This is a genomic window from Paenibacillus sanguinis 2301083 = DSM 16941, assembly GCF_000374825.1.
In the GTDB taxonomy this organism is placed as follows: Bacteria; Bacillota; Bacilli; order Paenibacillales; family Paenibacillaceae; genus Fontibacillus; species Fontibacillus sanguinis.
This window is the reverse complement of the sequence record NZ_KB895376.1, coordinates 176,520-193,152: the sequence shown is the minus strand read 5'-3', so window position 1 is coordinate 193,152 and position 16,633 is coordinate 176,520. Positions and strand designations below refer to the sequence as shown.

Here is a 16,633-nt window from a genome sequence, read left to right as displayed (position 1 = left end):
AGGAGGGGCAACTCAGGCTGAGTTGCCCCTCCATCAAGTTCAAACCTGGAACTCACTGTAGACCATCTCTAAGAATTTAGAGGCAGCTAGACTGGTGTAGGTCTGTGGATTGGTGACAATGGAGATGGTAAATTTAGGCGCCTGCTCCTTTAGTGAAAAGTAGACAAGATGATGCGGGTTGTTCTCCTTGTCAATCATTGATTCGTGCAGGAACATGACACCAAATCCTTGAGCGACTAACGCTTTAGCGGTTTCACTATTTTTACAATTTAGCAGCACATTATAATCGAGCTTTGCTTCTTGGAAAAATTGCTCAAGTTGTTCTCTGAATAGTGTTCCCGGAATGTTAGATACAAATTGCTCATTTGCCAAATCAGACACGGAGAGCAGCCGATCCGGGAATTTCTGAACAAAGGGATGATGGGCATGGGTAGCTAGCTTGTACACCTGATTCAGAATTGGTACATGACTCAGGTTTTTGTCCTGTGTCATGGAGGATGTAAAAGCAACGTCCAGTTGCCCTCTAGCTAACCTGTGTTCCATTTCAGCAATCAGTAATTCATGTAGCTCCAGCTTAATTGCAGGATACTTGAGGTGAAATTTAGGCAGGATCAAAGGCAGGATATAGGAGCCAAGGCTAAACGGACAGCCGACGCTAACCTTTCCTGCCTTTAACTGCTTTATATCTTGTAGTTTATGCTCTAATTGATTATGCAGGTCGATCATTTTATAGGCAGCTTCGATATATAAATGGCCTGCATAGGTTAGCTGGAGAGGAGATACAGAGCGATCAAACAGCTTAACGCCAAGGCTTTTTTCAACATTAGTAATCAAAGCGCTTAAATAAGGCTGGGCGACAAATAGCATTTGCGCTGCCTTCGTAATATTTTGTTCTTCTGCAATGGTACAGATATATTGTAATTTGCGAATATTCAAGATGTAACGACCTCTTTCATGTAGACACTCCGTATTGTTTCTGAAATCCTTAACAAAAAATCTTGGGAAATGCTAAAGGAGGAAATGGGAGCGAGTAAGGTCATTATAAGCGATCAATGAAAAACATAATATGATATTTAAGGGTGCTCCTGCAGCATCGAAATATTGTTTGACCGCTTGAGGGAATCCTGCCATATGATAAAGCAATAAGCAGAGAGGAGGAACAGGGCTGGCTGTACAAAAGGACTATGCCGGGTCGATGGATTACGGTGATCCGGCAGTCACAGACGGAATTTCCGTATTCGATGCTTTGGCATTTGACCAGCATTATTTCTATGACGGCAATGACCTGGGGGCTGTATATACGCCGGAGCAGACACGCTTTCGCTTATGGGCGCCTACTGCCTCTGAGGCGAGGGTGGTTCTCTATATTTCCGGGGAAGATGAGTCAGCCAGCGAGATGGTGATGCAGCGGGATATTCGGGGGACATGGACGTTGGCAATTGCCGGTGATTATCGAAGCTGGCTGTACACTTACCGGGTGCGAATAGGATCGCAATGGAATGAGGCGGTAGACCCTTATGCCAGGGCGGTTGCAGTGAATGGAGAAAAAGCTGCCATCCTTGATCTTAAGGAGACGGATCCGCCGGGATGGGAGCAGGACCTGAATTCTCGTCCAACCTTACTGTCCCCTGTCGATGCGGTCTTTTATGAGCTGCATGTGCGCGACGCATCCGTGCATCCGGAGAGCGGGATTAGACATAAGGGAAAATTTCTGGGTCTTTGCGAGAAAGGAACCCGTTCCCCACAAGGAATAGCCACGGGGCTGGATCACATCGTGAGCCTTGGGGTAACGCATGTTCAGTTATTGCCTGTTTTTGACTACGCCAAGGAAAGTATAGATGAAGAAGCGCCGGATGATTCCCGCTACAATTGGGGGTATGATCCGCATCATTATAATGTCCCGGAGGGGTCTTATGCGACCGATCCCTATGTTCCGACAGTAAGGATTGCGGAGCTCAAACGCTGTATACAGGAGCTTCATGCCAGCGGTCTGCGGGTTGTGATGGATGTTGTTTATAATCATGTATATGATGGTTACCTTATCCATTTCAGCAGGCTGGTGCCGGGTTACTATTTGCGTTATCGGGCGGATGGCACTTTGTCCAACGGTTCTGCCTGCGGCAATGAGTGTGCGACACAGCGGCCCATGATGAGTAAATATATCGTGGACTCGGTGCTCTATTGGGCTCGGGAATATCATATCGATGGCTTTCGCTTTGATCTGATGGGGTTGATGGATATTACCACGATGCGCGAGATTCGCCGTCGTCTGGATGAGTTGGCCCCTTCGCTGCTGATGATTGGGGAGGGCTGGCAGATGGAGACGGTGTTGCCCCAGGAACTTCAGGCTAATCAAAGCAATGCTGCCAAGCTGCCCGGAATCGGCATGTTTAATGACGGGCTGCGCGATGCAATCAAAGGCCCGGTGTTCCATGCACCGGTTAAAGGCTTTGTCAGCGGCGCAGAGGGCTGCGAGGAAGGCATCAAGTGTGCCGTAGTTGGAGGCATCTTCTATGAAGAAGCCATTCAGCAGTTCGCGCAGTCCCCTGCGCAATCCGTGAATTTTGCGGAGTGTCATGATAACCACACTCTATGGGATAAGCTGGCCTTGTCCGTGCCGGATGCTACGGAGGAAGAGCGCCGGGACATGCACCGGCTGGCGTCGGCCATCGTCTTGACGAGCCAGGGCATCCCGTTCCTCCACGCCGGACAGGAATTTATGCGGACCAAGGGCGGGGTAGAGAACAGCTACCAGTCCAGCGTCGAGATTAACTGGCTGGATTGGCGACGTTGTGCGGAGCGTCAGGACGATGTGTCCTATATGCGCAGCTTGATCGCTTTGCGCCGTTCGCATCCCGCGTTTCGCTTGCGCACGGCGGAGGAGATCCGCGCTCGGCTCCGCTTCGAGGCGGCCCCGGCACGCGCAGTTGCGTTCACGCTGCGCGATCATGCAGGCGGCGACCCCGACCGCCACCTGTACGTGCTCTACAACGCCCGCCCCGGCGCGTTGTCGCTGGAGCTGCCCGCCCTCGGACCCTGGGAGGTCCGGTTCGGCGGTGAGCATGTGCTCGCGCTGCTGAACGCAGGCGCGAGCGCCCCGGCAGCGGGGGAGCTGCTGCAGCTCCCCCTGCGGGGTGCGGCTGCCACCGGCGGGGCAGCCGAAGCCCCGATGCCGCGCCTGGAGGTGCGCGGCATCGGGATCGTGGTGCTGGCCGTGGCGCGCTGAGACGAGTTGAACTGAGATGCGCTAAAGATTAGACGAGGAGGAAAGCTCTACTCTCGATCCTGTTGAGTTGGTGATATGGTTCAATGCGACCCCACGACCAGTTCCGGTTAATTCCCGTTGCTCCATATAATCGTTACCATAAACAAGGACCCAGCAATAAGCTGAAGGTCCTTGTTCTATTTTGCTCCAAAATTAATCCTATCAAAATACTTGTGTTTGTGCTATTATACATTTTGTGCTTGGAAATTGGGCATAAAGCCCAAAGGCCAGTGAATAATAATTAGAAGACTTTGTACGGGGGGAGTGCAGTTATGGATACATTGCGTATTATCATTAATGTAGCGGTTATGCTGGTGCTTATCGGTGTTCTGATATGGATGCAGAAGAAACATATTTCTTTTACAAAGCGGGTGTTTGCCGGACTGGGGCTTGGGCTTGTGTTCGGAGTCATCTTGCAGTTGGTGTACGGAGCGGGCTCCGAGGTCATATCCAAGTCTACAGATTGGTTTAACCTGGCCGGACGTGGATATGTCGGGCTGCTGCAAATGGTGGTCATCCCATTAATAATGGTATCGATTATTTCAGCGATTATGAATTTGAAGGGCAAGCAGAACCTGGGTAAAATGAGCGGCCTGATCATCGCCATTCTGCTGATTACAACGGCAATAGCGGCTGCGGTAAGTATTGTAACCACCTTGACCTTTGATCTCAAGGCCATTGAGATTGAAGCAGGAGAACGGGAGCAGCAACGCGGAGCAGCCCTGGAAGAGCGGCTGGGAACCGTGGAGGACAAGACCATTCCACAGCAGGTGCTGGACTTCATTCCCACTAATCCGTTTGCGGATATGACCGGGGCGCGCAGCACATCTACGCTGGCTGTTGTTATTTTCTCCGCTTTTATCGGCGTGGCTGTGCTGGGGCTGGATAAGAAGAAGCCGGAGCAAGCCGACATGTTCCGTAAAATGATAGAAGCTGTGTACGGCGTTGTTATGCGTATTGTTACGCTGGTGCTGCGCCTGACACCTTATGGTATCCTGGCGCTAATTACGAATGTAGCCGCCACGACGAATGCCCAAGAAATTTTGAAGCTGATCAAGTTTGTAGGGGCCTCTTATGTCGCTTTGATCGTGATGTTTATCATCCATCTGATCCTGCTGGCCATCTTCCGCTATAATCCGGTGCAATACTTGCGCAAGGTGCTGCCAACACTGGTGTTTGCTTTCACCTCGCGTTCCAGCGCGGCTGCAATTCCGCTGAACGTAGAGACGCAAACCAAGCGGCTTGGCGTATCTGAAGGTATTGCGAATCTGTCGGCCTCCTTTGGAGCTACGATTGGACAGAACGGCTGCGCCGGAGTTTATCCGGCCATGCTTGCGGTGATGATTGCACCGACAGTCAACATTAATCCGTTGAGCTGGGATTTCCTGCTTACGTTGATTCTTGTTGTGGTCATTAGCTCTTTCGGGGTGGCCGGAGTTGGCGGTGGAGCAACCTTTGCTTCCCTGATTGTATTATCGACCATGAATCTGCCTGTTGCATTGGCGGGCTTGCTAATTTCCGTAGAGCCGCTAATCGACATGGGTAGAACCGCGTTGAACGTCAATGGCTCAATCACTGCTGGCGTCATTACCGGCAAGGTGCTTGGGGAAAATGACCCCGTAGTATTCGAGCGCAGTACCTGAACCAGCCCAGCGTCAACATTCAGCAGTCTCAAATTCTGATCTCTCTTGCGGAGAAAAAATAGCGATCCAACCCAGGTGGGGATCATGAGCATGCGGAACATGTTGCTGCCAGCGGGCAAATAAGCTCATCGAATGTTTTAAGCTGGGGGAAGACCAAGCTGGCAAGAATACTACGGAAACTCCGTGAGGCTTGGCGCGGGATGAAGTGAGATGAGTAAGCTTGTGACGGAATTTACCAGTACAAACACGAATTGAATTGACAACCCGTTTACGCTGGTTTGATACAGGGAAAATAAATCCCCTTTAAAGTGAAAATATCGTTAGATGCAGGAGAGCGACCCGTTCGGCTAGGCGAACGGCGGCAGTCCGATCTCAAGCTCAATTGAATCCCGGGTAGAGACTAGGAGAAAACCCTCTTTACGCAACCTTAACGCCAATGGATTATTTAGGTCCAGGTTTTAGGGATGCGGACGGAAGGGTTTTTTGTGCTGCCGTAAAAAGCTTGAGGTTTGGCCGGTTTGAGCGAGGACGGGCGTCTGCCGCATCTTTCAGATCATCGCGGGGAGGGCAATCACGAATGAACAAAGCAACAAAGCTGCTGAATCTGATATGCACGCTGTCACTTTTGGTGGGGCTGGTGGATGCCGGGCTGCGGGCCGCGCCGGTCTCGGCGGCGGAGCAGGAAAGAAAGGAGATAAGGTCCGCGCGGACGCTGACTGCGCCGGTTATCGACGGACGGCTCGACGAATCGTTCTGGAGCGTGAGCGAGCCGCTTATGGTACACACCGATCCGTCCGCAAGCGAAGATCACCGGTTCGGTCTGCTGTGGGACGATACCTATTTGTATATAGGTGTGCAGACCGAGGATGCTACACCGGTTAGCGGAGCGTCCGGATATTGGTTCGATCAGGACAGCCTGCACCTGTTCTTCGATCCAACGCTGCACCGGTCGTCGCCGTTTGCCCAGGACGATATGCAAATCGGGATCGTTTACGGCCAGGACGGCGGGACGCCGGAGTTCAGGTTCGGGGCGGCTCTGAATAATCACGCGGGGAAAGATGAGAAGAAGGTGCTGAGGTCCATCCATTCCACGCCGGACGGATGGAGCGCGGAGCTTGCCGTACCTTGGGACTTGCTGAACATGGACCCGCGCCTGAACCGGCAGCTCGGTCTGGAGGTCGGCGTCACCAACCGCTATGATGCCGCGGATACCGCCAAACAGCGGACAAGCTATTGGAGCGCCTACAATACGATGAGCTTCTGGAACGACACCTCCGGTTACGGGGTGGTGAATCTGGCTTTCGACAGCCCGGTGTCCGGTGTTGTCGATCCGGTGCTGTTTGAGGAAAATTTCGATGAGCTGCCGGAGGATGCTGTTCCGGCTGGATGGATATCCGATGTCAATGGGAGCAGTCCGGCATTCCAGGTGGTGAATGACGCGGCCACCGTCACTGAGGACACTTACAGCGTAACGGACGCGACGTATGAGAACGGCCGGCTGCGCTTCGACGGCAACGGAGCGGGACTACAGGCGCGAATTACGGCGCCGGTGCAAAGCGATAATTATACCGTGGAGGCGGATGTCCGCTTTGAAAGCGTGCTGAACGGAGCACGCTGGGCGGCCTTGATGTTCCGGGTTCCCGCGAACGGCAAAGCGCCCTACAATCAAATGGCCGTACGTCAAAACGGCGCGTATGAGCTCGCCTACCGCAAGCCCGACAACAATTGGTCTGTTCCCGCGAGCGGAACCTGGCAGCCGCTTACGCTGGGCGAGGATTATACGATGAAGGTCCGGGTGTTCGGTAATAACGTCAAGGAATACATCAAGGCAAAGAATGACGAGGATTTCATCCTGCTGATGGACAAAACGCTGGAGAACGATTTGCTGGAGCGGGGGAAAGTGGGCTTTCAAGCCGACCAGATGACGGTCTCCTTCGATAACCTGAAGGTGACGCGCATCACGGCCGACCGGCTCGACTTGCAAATCCCGGATACGGTGGAAGCGCTGGCCGGTTCGCTGACGGTGACCGGGACCGTATACTACTCCGACGGTTTGGAGGAACCTTTAGAGCTGCAGAAGCTCAAGCTGTATTCTTCGGACGAGAGTGTGATCAAAATCGTCGATGGCCAGCCCGTTCCGTTAAAGGAAGGCGAGGCTACTGTCACCGCGGTGTACCATCAGGCGGAAAAAAGTGTAACCGTCCGGGTGACGCCATCATTGACCGGGGCGAAGGTGATGAAGCTTGAGCATGATACCGGCTATCTGCTGGCGGATGCCGGAAATCCGGTTCCATTGGCGAACGTCCGGTTTGCGGCGGAATCCAGCGATTATTCCACGTCGGAGCTAAGCGGTGACGCTGTGGAGTGGTTCGAAGGCAGCGGGGCAATCCGCTTTGAAGGCGGAGAATTGACGGCGGAGCATCCTGGCGTATACGAGGTGAAGGTCCGCAAAGACAACGCCGAGCTAAGCCTGACCATCGTGGCCAAGGCTGCAGAAGACGGGGAATATGTCCTGTATGAAGAGAATTTCGATCAGCTAGCGGAAGGCGCTTTTCCCGAGGATTGGACACGCATTCAGGGGGCATCCGAGGGCAAAGCAGGAGTACGCGCAGGGGCGTTCGAAATGCAGGCGTCCGCTTCTCCGGACAACCCGTCCCGAGTGCTGCTCCCGGATTATCTAAAGCTGTTCGGCAACTATACTATCGAGGCCGACATTACGAATGTGGCGGCCAATAACACCGGGCGCTGGAACTCGATCATGTTCCGGATTCAGGATGGAAACTACCCTTATTATCAGATGGCCGTCCGCAAAGACCCGTCCGTATACAACGGCGTTGAGTTCGCGGAACGCACGCCTTCGAATCAGTGGAACGTGATGGAGCGGGGCTCTTACACGGAGCCGATGAAGGAAGGGCAAGCGCTGCATTATAAGATAAAAGCCTTTGGAAACCGGGTGCAGGAATGGGTGGACGAAATGATGATCATCGATTCAGTCAAGGCAACCACCTACAATCAAGGAGGCATCGGCTTCCAGGCGGACGGCAGTGTCATGAGAATCGACAACATCCGGGTGACGCTGCTGGAGCAGCCGCTGCCCGCTCCGGCGATCGTATCGTTCGTCAAGGTCACGGAGCCGGAAACCCGGATTGCCTTGGCGCCTACAATCGTGACTGACATAACGAGTCAAGGTGATCTGTCCAAGCTGACGGGCAACCAGCTGCCCGCCACGGCCATTTTTCATCTGAACGCGGAGCTGGCTGTCACGGAGCAAAGCGGCGGCAAACAGATAGCGAGTCTGGAGGAAGCGCTGGCCCAGGCCGGCGAGAGAGTCATTCCGGCCTTTTATGTGACCGAAGAGCTGGCTGTGGACCGATTGATTCATGAACTGCGTTCGCGTGGACTGGAGGACGTGTTTATCGTTTCGGACCAGGCGGATCTGGTAAAAAGAGCCCGAGCGGCTTACCCGATGATCCGCGGCATTCTGGATTTCACGTCCATCGCCAATCCTTCCCGGGAAGAGTTGCTTGAAATCCGCAGGCAAACGGCCGCGAGCCAGGCTAGAGTTGCGCTGCTGCCGGAGAGTGCGGTGACCCGGGAGAACGTGTCTTTCCTGCAGAAGCTGGCAATCATGGTCTGGAGCAAGGAAGCGCCGGGTTCCGCCAGCGGCGCCTTGCCGCTGCACCGCATGATTACGGCCGGGGTCAACGGGCTGGTGGCAGCCGATCCGGCTAGGGCGCATGAAGCGCTGAAGGTGTACAGCCGGGACACGACGCTGGTGCGGAAAGTCTACATGATCGGGCACCGAGGCATGCCATCCGTGTCGCCGGAGAACACGATCGAAAGCAATGTTATGGCGCTGGATGCCGGAGCCGACTACATTGAAAATGACATGTTCCTGACCAAGGACGGTTATCTGATCATTTCGCACTCTAGCTTGCTGGAAACGACGACGGACGGCTATGGAGCGGTAGAGAACCTTACGCTGGCCGAGTTAAAGGCGTTTAACGCCAACAAGACCTATCCGCAAGGCTTCCCGGTAGTCAGGATGCCGACTCTGGACGAGCAGCTGGAACTGGCCCGCGCCAGAGGGCGGATGGTGTACGCCGAGATCAAAACCCAGACACCGGAGGCGGTGGATGCCTTCGTAAGCACCGTGAAAAAACATAACGCGGAGGATATCGTCAATGTCATGTCCTTCTATCCGGCACAATTGGACCGGCTTGCGGCTCTGATGCCGGAAATGAACGCTGGCCTGCTGACCGGCTATATTGCAAGCGAGAACAATGTCGAGGGCTCACTGCGCGACACGCTCAAAACATTATCCAAGCAAAACTGGACTTATAACACCGATTATAACGGACTGGGTCCGAAATTTATGGAAGCAGCCAAGCACCGCGGATTGTTGGTTTCCCCTTGGACGTTGAATAAGCGCGAGGATATCGTCAAGTATTTTAAGATGGGAGCGTTCGGCATTACGACCGATTACACGTATTATGCTTCCGATTGGGCTGCATCGCTTGCTGCCCGGGAGCCGGTCATTACCCTGAAGAAGGGAGAGAGCCGGGCTTTAAGCGCCCAGGTGGAAACGTATAAGGGCGACAAAAAAGAGATTGAACCCGAAATTGTGCTGATTGCCGGAGAGGATGCGGTTCAGGCGGACGGGGCGACACTGAAGGCCGTCGGAACCGGTAAATCCCATGTGCTGCTGCGTTACTCCGCATCGATCGACGGCGGCGGCACCTACGACCTGTATTCCGAGCCGGTTGAAATTGTAGTTAACGGCGGAGGAGGCAATGGCGGCGAATCGCCGGGAGGCGGAAATAACGGCGGAAATAACGGCGGAAATAACGGCGGAGATAACGGCGGAACGAACAGCGGAAATAACGGTAAACCCGGAAACGGCGGAGCCGCGCAGCCCGGCCAGACGGAACGGCCTGGCGTAGTGGAAGCCAGCGGCGGCGCAGTTACGGCCGCAGAGCTGAAGCAGGCGTTCCAGGACAGCCCGCAGGTCGAGGTCCGGTTTACGGGCGAGCGTCTGACGCTTCCGCTTTCCGTGCTGGCCGAAGCGGCCGGAACGAGCGAAGCGGAGCTGAAGGTGGTAAACAGCGCTCTGAACGCAGGCTATAGGCTGCCGCTGCGGCAGCTCGATAACGCGCAGGCAATCCGGGCGCTAGGCACTGCCATCGATGCGCTGGAACTGGTCGTCACCGTTCGCGAGCTGAGCGGCACAGAAGCGGAAACCGTACGGAACGCGGCTGTCCGCGCAGGCGGAACGTTGGCTGGACCTGCGGTAGAGTTCAGCCTTCAGGCGGCGGACCATTCGTCCAATTCCTCCGTACCGTTCGCCATCCCTGGCAGCATCAGATATATTGGTCTAACTGGGAACGGAAATGGCGTGGAAATCTCCGGCGCGTGGTACGATCCGGAACGGAAGCTGCTGTCCTTTACGCCGGGCGGGTTTGCGTCTGACGCTTCGGAAGTTGTTCTGACTCATAGCGAAAACGGGATTTATACGGTTGTTGCTATGAACAAAGCCTTTGAAGATATGAACGGCCACTGGGCCAAAGCCGCCGCCGAGAAGCTGGCTAACCGTCTGCTCTTAAACGGCACCGGCAGCGGAGCGTTCGAACCCGATCGTACCGTGACTCGCGCCGAATTCGCGGCGATGCTGGTACGCGCGCTGGGCTTAGGCGTTGACGAAGGCGCGCCCGCTTCGGGCGAGGCCGGAGCATCCGCGGCGCTGTCCGATGTCGGCGCGGACGAATGGTTCGCTTCATATGTGCAGGCAGCCTCCGCAGCTGGGCTCGTGAGCGGCTTTGCCGATGGAACTTTCCGCCCGAATGCTCCTGTAACCCGCGGTGAGCAGGCGGTTATGATGGCCAGAGCGATGAAGCTGGCCGGCCTTGGCGGCGAAGCTGCAGCCTTGAAAGACTCCGGCGGGCTTGAGCGTTTCCGGGACGCCTCCGAGGTGAAATGGGGACAAACGGAATGGAACCTGGTCATTGAGGCAGGCTTAATTAACGGTATAACCGGGAATAGGCTGGCGCCTGCGGCTCCATTATCGCGCGCTCAATCGGCGATCATCTTGCACCGATTCCTCGAATTGGTCGGGTATCTGCAGTAAGGTTACGGGACGGGCGTTTATCCTGCACTGATAAACGCCCGTTATACTAAGGACAAACGGACGAGAATAGGAGGCTTAAGTCTGAAATCCATTGTCAACGCACGTATTAACGGAAATGAGCATGCCAAACCAGCCGTTCCTAAGACAGTTATATGTTAAATTATGGTTCTAAGTCCTTCAGAGAGCCGTGAATAAGCGTTGTAAGTGGTGACGCCCTTGGTATTGGTGGAAGCGATACAGGCGACGACGAAGGTTTTGTGCACATCGATTCCGCAGCAGTTGGGGTAAACAATTTTCAAGGCCATATCATGACTCCTTTCCATGATGTACAGAGATAGCTAGCAGGGACTGATTGTCCAGCTATAAACGAGTTGTTTATCAAAGATAAGTTTGCGTGCTCGAGGCGATACTTATTTGTGCTTGAAAAGGCGATCTACACATATAAGCATGGGGTCACCCTGCAATAAAGGCGGCCCACTCCCCTCCACGTGATGATTTGTAGTGTACTGATTATCTTTGCAACTCCAGCATACAAAAAACGCACAAGGCTGACGGATTTCGCTCCGTTTTGTGCCTTGAGCGAAGCGAAAGGAATGGATATAAGCATGAAAAATGGGCTGTTCACGGGCACTGGCGGACGGACAATTATTCCCGCCGTACGCCAGCCCGAGGATTTGGGGGCGGCCTGCCTCAGCGATTGGCCGGTTCTGTTTTTGCTGACAGGCAATCTGTTCACGGTAGAGGACTATGTCAAGCAAGCCGATAGTGCGGGAAAGAAGGTGTTTCTTCATGTCGATTTTCTCGCCGGGCTTGGCAATGATTCAGTCGCTGTGGAGTATATAGCGGACAGGGTCCGTCCGACCGGCATCATATCGACCAAAAGCCATATGGTCAAGCAGGCCAAAAAATGCGGCCTCCAGGCAATACAACGGCTGTTTCTGATCGATACCTCCGCGCTGGAGCATGGTATCCACACGGTCCGCCAGAACCGGCCGGATGCGCTCGAAATCATGCCGGGCCTGATCCCGAGAGTGATCAGCGAGCTGCGGGCAAGCACGTCGCTGCCAATTATCGCGGGAGGGCTGATCAAGAAGCATGAGGAAATTGAGACGGCCTTGCGAGCGGGTGCCGCGGCGGTGTCGATGGGCAACAAGAGTCTATGGCATTCTTTTGCAAACAGTTAACAATACGTTAATACCGGGATGACATAAAAAAATTATAGTAAGTAACGGAAAGATTGTTTTCTATAGGTGCGAGTTCAAAAAATCACGTTTACAGGATCGAGAAGCTTGCATGAAGCTAGGGACTGAGTAGTGAGCGTAGTCAAAACTACATGAACAACGGAAGCCCCGGCTGAATTCAAAATTCGACATCAAAGCTGTTTCATGAGCACTACGTCATGGAAAGATGACTTTTTGAACAACCTCTATAATTTCATCATAACAAGGGTCGGAGACGAGGAGAAAGCCCTTATGCGGTACCGGAAGGAATGGCCTGTTTGCCATGCCAGCTTCCATGCGCCGCATAACGGGCTTTTTTGTGTTGTCTCGCACCAAAGGAGGCTGCTCATTCGTTGCCGGACAAGCTGTCATTTGAAACATACTTTTTCGATCTGGATGGCACCATCTTCCTAGATGACGTTCTGCTGCCCGGTGTGCAGGAAACGCTGTGTCATTTAAGAAGCTTGAACAAAAAGGTAAGGTTCCTCAGCAATACAACGATCCGTACGCGAAGGGAATGCCGGGACCGGCTCCTGAAGCTTGGTCTTGCGGCGCACGAAGAGGAAATCGTGACGGCGGGATCTATGTCCGCCGCGTATTTTGGAGAATCGCTTGAGGTGGTCCGGGTTCTTGTGGCCGGAGAGAAAGCCCTCCGGGAGGAGCTTGTTTCGGTCGGAATCGCCACGACGGAGGAGCCGGCGGAGGCGACGCATGTGCTGGTCGGCATGGACAGGGAGTTCAATTACGGCAAGCTGCACCGGGCGATGAAGGCGGTCCGGAGCGGCGCGCACCTGATTGCCGCCAATCCCGACCCCAACTGCCCCGTCACCGGAGACCTGATTCCCGACACCTGGTCCATGGTGAAGGCGATAGAAGCGGCAAGCATGGGGACGGTGGGGGAAATCATCGGCAAGCCGTCCGCCTACTTTGCGGCCAAGGTGCTGGAATGGAGCGGTACGAGCGGGGACCGCTGCCTGATGGTCGGAGACCGGCTGGATACCGACATTGTGTTCGGGGCCAGCCACGGCATGCGGACCGCGCTCGTATTGACCGGAGTTGCCTCGCTCGGCGATTTGGAACAGTTTCCGGTCATGCCGGATTATATCTGGGCCACGATGGACGAGATGCTCGCGTAGGGAGAGGGGATGGGCTCCGGTGTTTGAATTTAACCGCATTTTTACCTGCTTCTAATCGAGGAAATAAACGTTTTTGCTACAGTGGAAGACATGCCGTTCCCTACAAACGGTGATTCTTTCGCAAACCAAAATATGAATTTGGAGGAGATTAACGTTATGAAAAAATGGAGTACGAAAGTGCTGGCGGTCACGCTGGGTTTGTTGCTGCTGGCGGGATGCGGAAACGGAAGCGGCGGTAATGGAGGGAACGGCACCGGCGCGAATGCGGCCACAGATGGAGCAAAGATGGCTACTGCATCTGAAGGGAAAAAGACCGAGCTTACGTTCTATTATCCGATCGCGGTTGGCGGACCTTTGACCGCCACGATCGAGGCGATGACCGCGGAATTTGAAACCGAGCATCCCGATATCGATGTGAAACCGGTATATACCGGCAGTTATGCGGATACCGCAGTGAAGACGCAGGCCGGCGTTCAGGCCAAGCAGCCGCCCGATGTGGCGGTGCTGCAATCCACCGAGCTGTTCAGCCTGCTGGACATGAATGCGATCGTTCCGCTGGACGATTTTATCGCGCAGGAAGAGGGCGACTACCTAGCGGATTTCTATCCGGCATTTTTGGCCAATTCGCAAACGGATGGACGTACGTACAGTATTCCGTTCCAACGCAGCACTATCGTGCTTTACTATAACAAGGACATGTTCAAGGAAGCCGGCCTCGATCCGGAGAAGGGCCCGGAGAACTGGGAGCAAATGCAGGAGTATGCGATTAAGCTGAAGAAAGACGGGCGCAACGGCCTGGAAATTCCGGTTACGGGCTTCGCTTACTGGATGATGCAGACTTTTGCGCTGCAAAACGGAGATAATCTGATGACGACGGACGGAAAGAAAGTCAAGTTCGACACGCCGGAGAATGTGGAGGGGCTGCAGTATTGGGTGGATCTGGCCGCGAAGCACAAGGCGATGCCTGAAGGCGTGACCGATTGGAGTACCGTACCGTCCGATTTCCTGGAAGGCAAAACTGCGATGATGTATCACACGACCGGCAACCTGTCGAACGTGAAAAAGAATGCCACATTCGATTTCGGCGTCAGCTTCCTGCCCGCGAAGAAGCAATACGGCAGCCCGACAGGTGGCGGCAACTTCTATATTTTCAAAGACATCGCGGCTGAGAAGCAGCAGGCTGCCTGGAAGTTCGTAAAGTTTATGACCGAGTCCGAGCGCGCCGCCCAATGGAGCATCGACACCGGTTACGTGGCCGTGCGCAAGTCCGCCTATGAGACGGAGCGGATGAAGGATTACGCAGCAGAATTCCCGGCGGCACTCGTGGCCCGTGATCAGTTGGAGTACGCGGCGGCTGAGCTGTCCACCCACAACAACGGCAAAGTGATGAAAATTTTGAACGATTCCGTTCAGGCCGCGCTGACAGGCGGTATGACCCCGGCCGACGCGCTGAAGAAAGCGCAAGCGGAAGCCGACCAAGCGCTGGCATCCTTTAACAAATAGCCATGAAACGAATCAGGCTTGGAAACAACGGATTCGCCTGGCTGCTTCTGCTGCCGTCGTTGGTGATACTGGCGCTGTTCACGTTTTACCCGATCTTCCTAACCCTGCGCCTGAGCCTGTTTCAGGCCGACCTGGCTACGCCTGAGCCCATTTTTGCCGGGTGGGACAATTTCCGCAAACTGGCGGAAGACGAGGTGTTCTGGAAGGTGATGCGCAATAACACGCTGTTCGCGGTGGGGACGGTTCCTACAGGAATCGCCCTCGCCCTGCTGATGGCGGTGTTTGCGAACAAAGCGATCCGGGGCAAAGGACTGATGCGGACGGCCTTTTTTTACCCGACGTTGATCCCGATGATCGCCGCAGCAAATATCTGGCTGTTCATTTATACACCGGAATACGGTTTGATGAGCAGGATCCTGTCCTGGATAGGACAGCCCGAGCTGAACTGGCTGGGTACGCCAGGGCTGGTGATGTGGGCGATGATTTTTATGATTATCTGGAAGGAAGCGGGCTATCTGATGATTTTCTATCTGGCCGGTTTGCAAAATATTCCGAAGGAGCTGTACGAGGCCGCCCAGATGGATGGAGTCGGGGCTTTTACCGTATTTCGCAAAATTACCTTTCCGCTGCTGATGCCGACTACGCTGTTTGTCAGCATTGTCGCCTTGACGAACGCATTCAAGCTGGTCGATCATCTGATGATCATGACCCGTGGGGGCCCAAACAATTCCAGTAATTTGCTGCTCTATTACATTTACGAGACGGCGTTCAGCTTCTGGGACCAGGGTCTCGCTTCCGCGCTGACCGTGGTTATGATCGGACTGCTGCTGCTGTTTGCGGCGTTGCAGTTCTTCGGGCTCGACAAACGAATTCACTACAATTGATCCTGGATTATCCGTCCGGGAGGAAGGGCGTTTTTCATGCTGCAGAAACATGCAAAGAAAATCGGCAATTATGTTATGCTGCTGCTGGCCATCATCTGGCTTGTGCCGCTCGTCTGGATGACGGTTACGGCGTTTCGTCCACGGCAGGCGGCGCTGTCGGGATTTTGGACCGCGGATTTTACCTTGGACAATTTCTCCACGGTATGGTCCGCCGCCCCCTTTGCGGTATATTACCTGAATACGCTGCTTATCGTGTTCTGCGTCTTCGCGGTGCAGATGCTGACATCAACCATGGCGGCTTTCGCGTTTGCGCGCATTCCGTTCGTCGGAAGCGGCCTTGTGTTTCTGTTGTTCCTGGCGCAGATTATGATTCCTGCGGATGTGCTGATTTTTCCGAACTACAACATCTTGAAGCAATTGGCGCTGCTTGATACGAAGCTGGGCATCATGCTGCCTTATTTAGCCTCGGCCTTCGGCATCTTTCTGCTGCGGCAGGTCTTCAAGACGATTCCTCACGAGCTTGAGGAGGCCGCATATTTGGAGGGTGCAAGCCGCTGGGAAGTGCTGTGGAAGGTGTATTTTCCTCTGTCCAGACCTACTTATGTCGCGTTTGCGCTCGTTTCGATCAGCTACCAGTGGAACAATTTCCTGTGGCCTCTAATCGTGACGAATTCCGTGGAAAACCGGCCTTTGACGGTCGGACTGTCCATTTTCGCCCAATCGTTCGAGGTGGGGGTGCAGTGGACGGAGGTCAGCGCGGCGACCCTGCTGGTCATCGTGCCGCTCCTGATTATCTTTCTGGTGTTCCAGCGCCAGTTTATCGACAGCTTTATGCATTCGGGAATTAAATAGAGAAAA

The 16,633-nt window shown here is 54.3% G+C and carries 9 protein-coding genes; 8 read left to right on the top strand and 1 reads right to left on the bottom strand.

All coding sequences use genetic code 11. The features are described from left to right. Window positions 1-39: 39 nt before the first annotated feature. Window positions 40-936, bottom strand: a complete 897-nt coding sequence (locus C557_RS0101010) for a LysR family transcriptional regulator (protein WP_018749947.1) — start codon at window positions 934-936, stop codon at window positions 40-42. Between the two features lie 259 nt (window positions 937-1,195). On the opposite strand from C557_RS0101010, the gene pulA reads away from it, so the two are divergent. From pulA to C557_RS0100970, 8 genes are all read left to right on the top strand, one after another. Further along, the gene (gene pulA / locus C557_RS0101005) at window positions 1,196-3,226 is read left to right on the top strand and encodes a type I pullulanase (RefSeq protein ID WP_018749946.1); all 2,031 of its coding nucleotides are present in this window, start codon (window positions 1,196-1,198) and stop codon (window positions 3,224-3,226) included. Between the two features lie 311 nt (window positions 3,227-3,537). After that, window positions 3,538-4,908, top strand: a complete 1,371-nt coding sequence (locus C557_RS0101000; protein ID WP_018749945.1) for an L-cystine transporter — start codon at window positions 3,538-3,540, stop codon at window positions 4,906-4,908. 577 nt (window positions 4,909-5,485) lie between these two features. Further along, on the top strand, window positions 5,486-11,032 hold the full coding sequence (locus C557_RS0100995) for a glycerophosphodiester phosphodiesterase family protein (RefSeq protein ID WP_018749944.1): 5,547 nt from the start codon (window positions 5,486-5,488) through the stop codon (window positions 11,030-11,032). Window positions 11,033-11,637: 605 nt separating this feature from the next. Next, entirely contained in the window at window positions 11,638-12,216 is a 579-nt protein-coding gene (locus C557_RS0100990) for a glycerol-3-phosphate responsive antiterminator (protein ID WP_018749943.1), read from the top strand. A gap of 353 nt (window positions 12,217-12,569) precedes the next feature. Then, complete coding sequence (locus C557_RS0100985; protein WP_240472896.1) at window positions 12,570-13,388, top strand: HAD-IIA family hydrolase; 819 nt, start codon at window positions 12,570-12,572, stop codon at window positions 13,386-13,388. Window positions 13,389-13,544: 156 nt separating this feature from the next. Next, a complete protein-coding gene (locus tag C557_RS0100980; RefSeq protein ID WP_018749941.1) occupies window positions 13,545-14,891 on the top strand; it encodes an ABC transporter substrate-binding protein in 1,347 nt (448 codons plus the stop codon). Window positions 14,892-14,893: 2 nt separating this feature from the next. Beyond that, window positions 14,894-15,775: a carbohydrate ABC transporter permease gene (locus tag C557_RS0100975; protein ID WP_018749940.1), complete on the top strand. Its 882-nt coding sequence runs from the start codon at window positions 14,894-14,896 to the stop codon at window positions 15,773-15,775. A 36-nt stretch (window positions 15,776-15,811) separates the two neighbouring features. Continuing rightward, the gene (locus C557_RS0100970; RefSeq protein WP_018749939.1) at window positions 15,812-16,627 is read left to right on the top strand and encodes a carbohydrate ABC transporter permease; all 816 of its coding nucleotides are present in this window, start codon (window positions 15,812-15,814) and stop codon (window positions 16,625-16,627) included. Window positions 16,628-16,633 lie beyond the last annotated feature (6 nt).

Coding starts and splice junctions, on each gene's coding strand:
- C557_RS0101000 (WP_018749945.1), top strand. CDS start 3,538: ATGGATACATTGCGTATTATCATTAATGTAGCGGTTATGCTGGTGCTT.
- C557_RS0100980 (WP_018749941.1), top strand. CDS start 13,545: ATGAAAAAATGGAGTACGAAAGTGCTGGCGGTCACGCTGGGTTTGTTG.
- C557_RS0100975 (WP_018749940.1), top strand. CDS start 14,894: ATGAAACGAATCAGGCTTGGAAACAACGGATTCGCCTGGCTGCTTCTG.
- C557_RS0100995 (WP_018749944.1), top strand. CDS start 5,486: ATGAACAAAGCAACAAAGCTGCTGAATCTGATATGCACGCTGTCACTT.
- C557_RS0100990 (WP_018749943.1), top strand. CDS start 11,638: ATGAAAAATGGGCTGTTCACGGGCACTGGCGGACGGACAATTATTCCC.
- pulA (WP_018749946.1), top strand. CDS start 1,196: ATGGATTACGGTGATCCGGCAGTCACAGACGGAATTTCCGTATTCGAT.
- C557_RS0100970 (WP_018749939.1), top strand. CDS start 15,812: ATGCTGCAGAAACATGCAAAGAAAATCGGCAATTATGTTATGCTGCTG.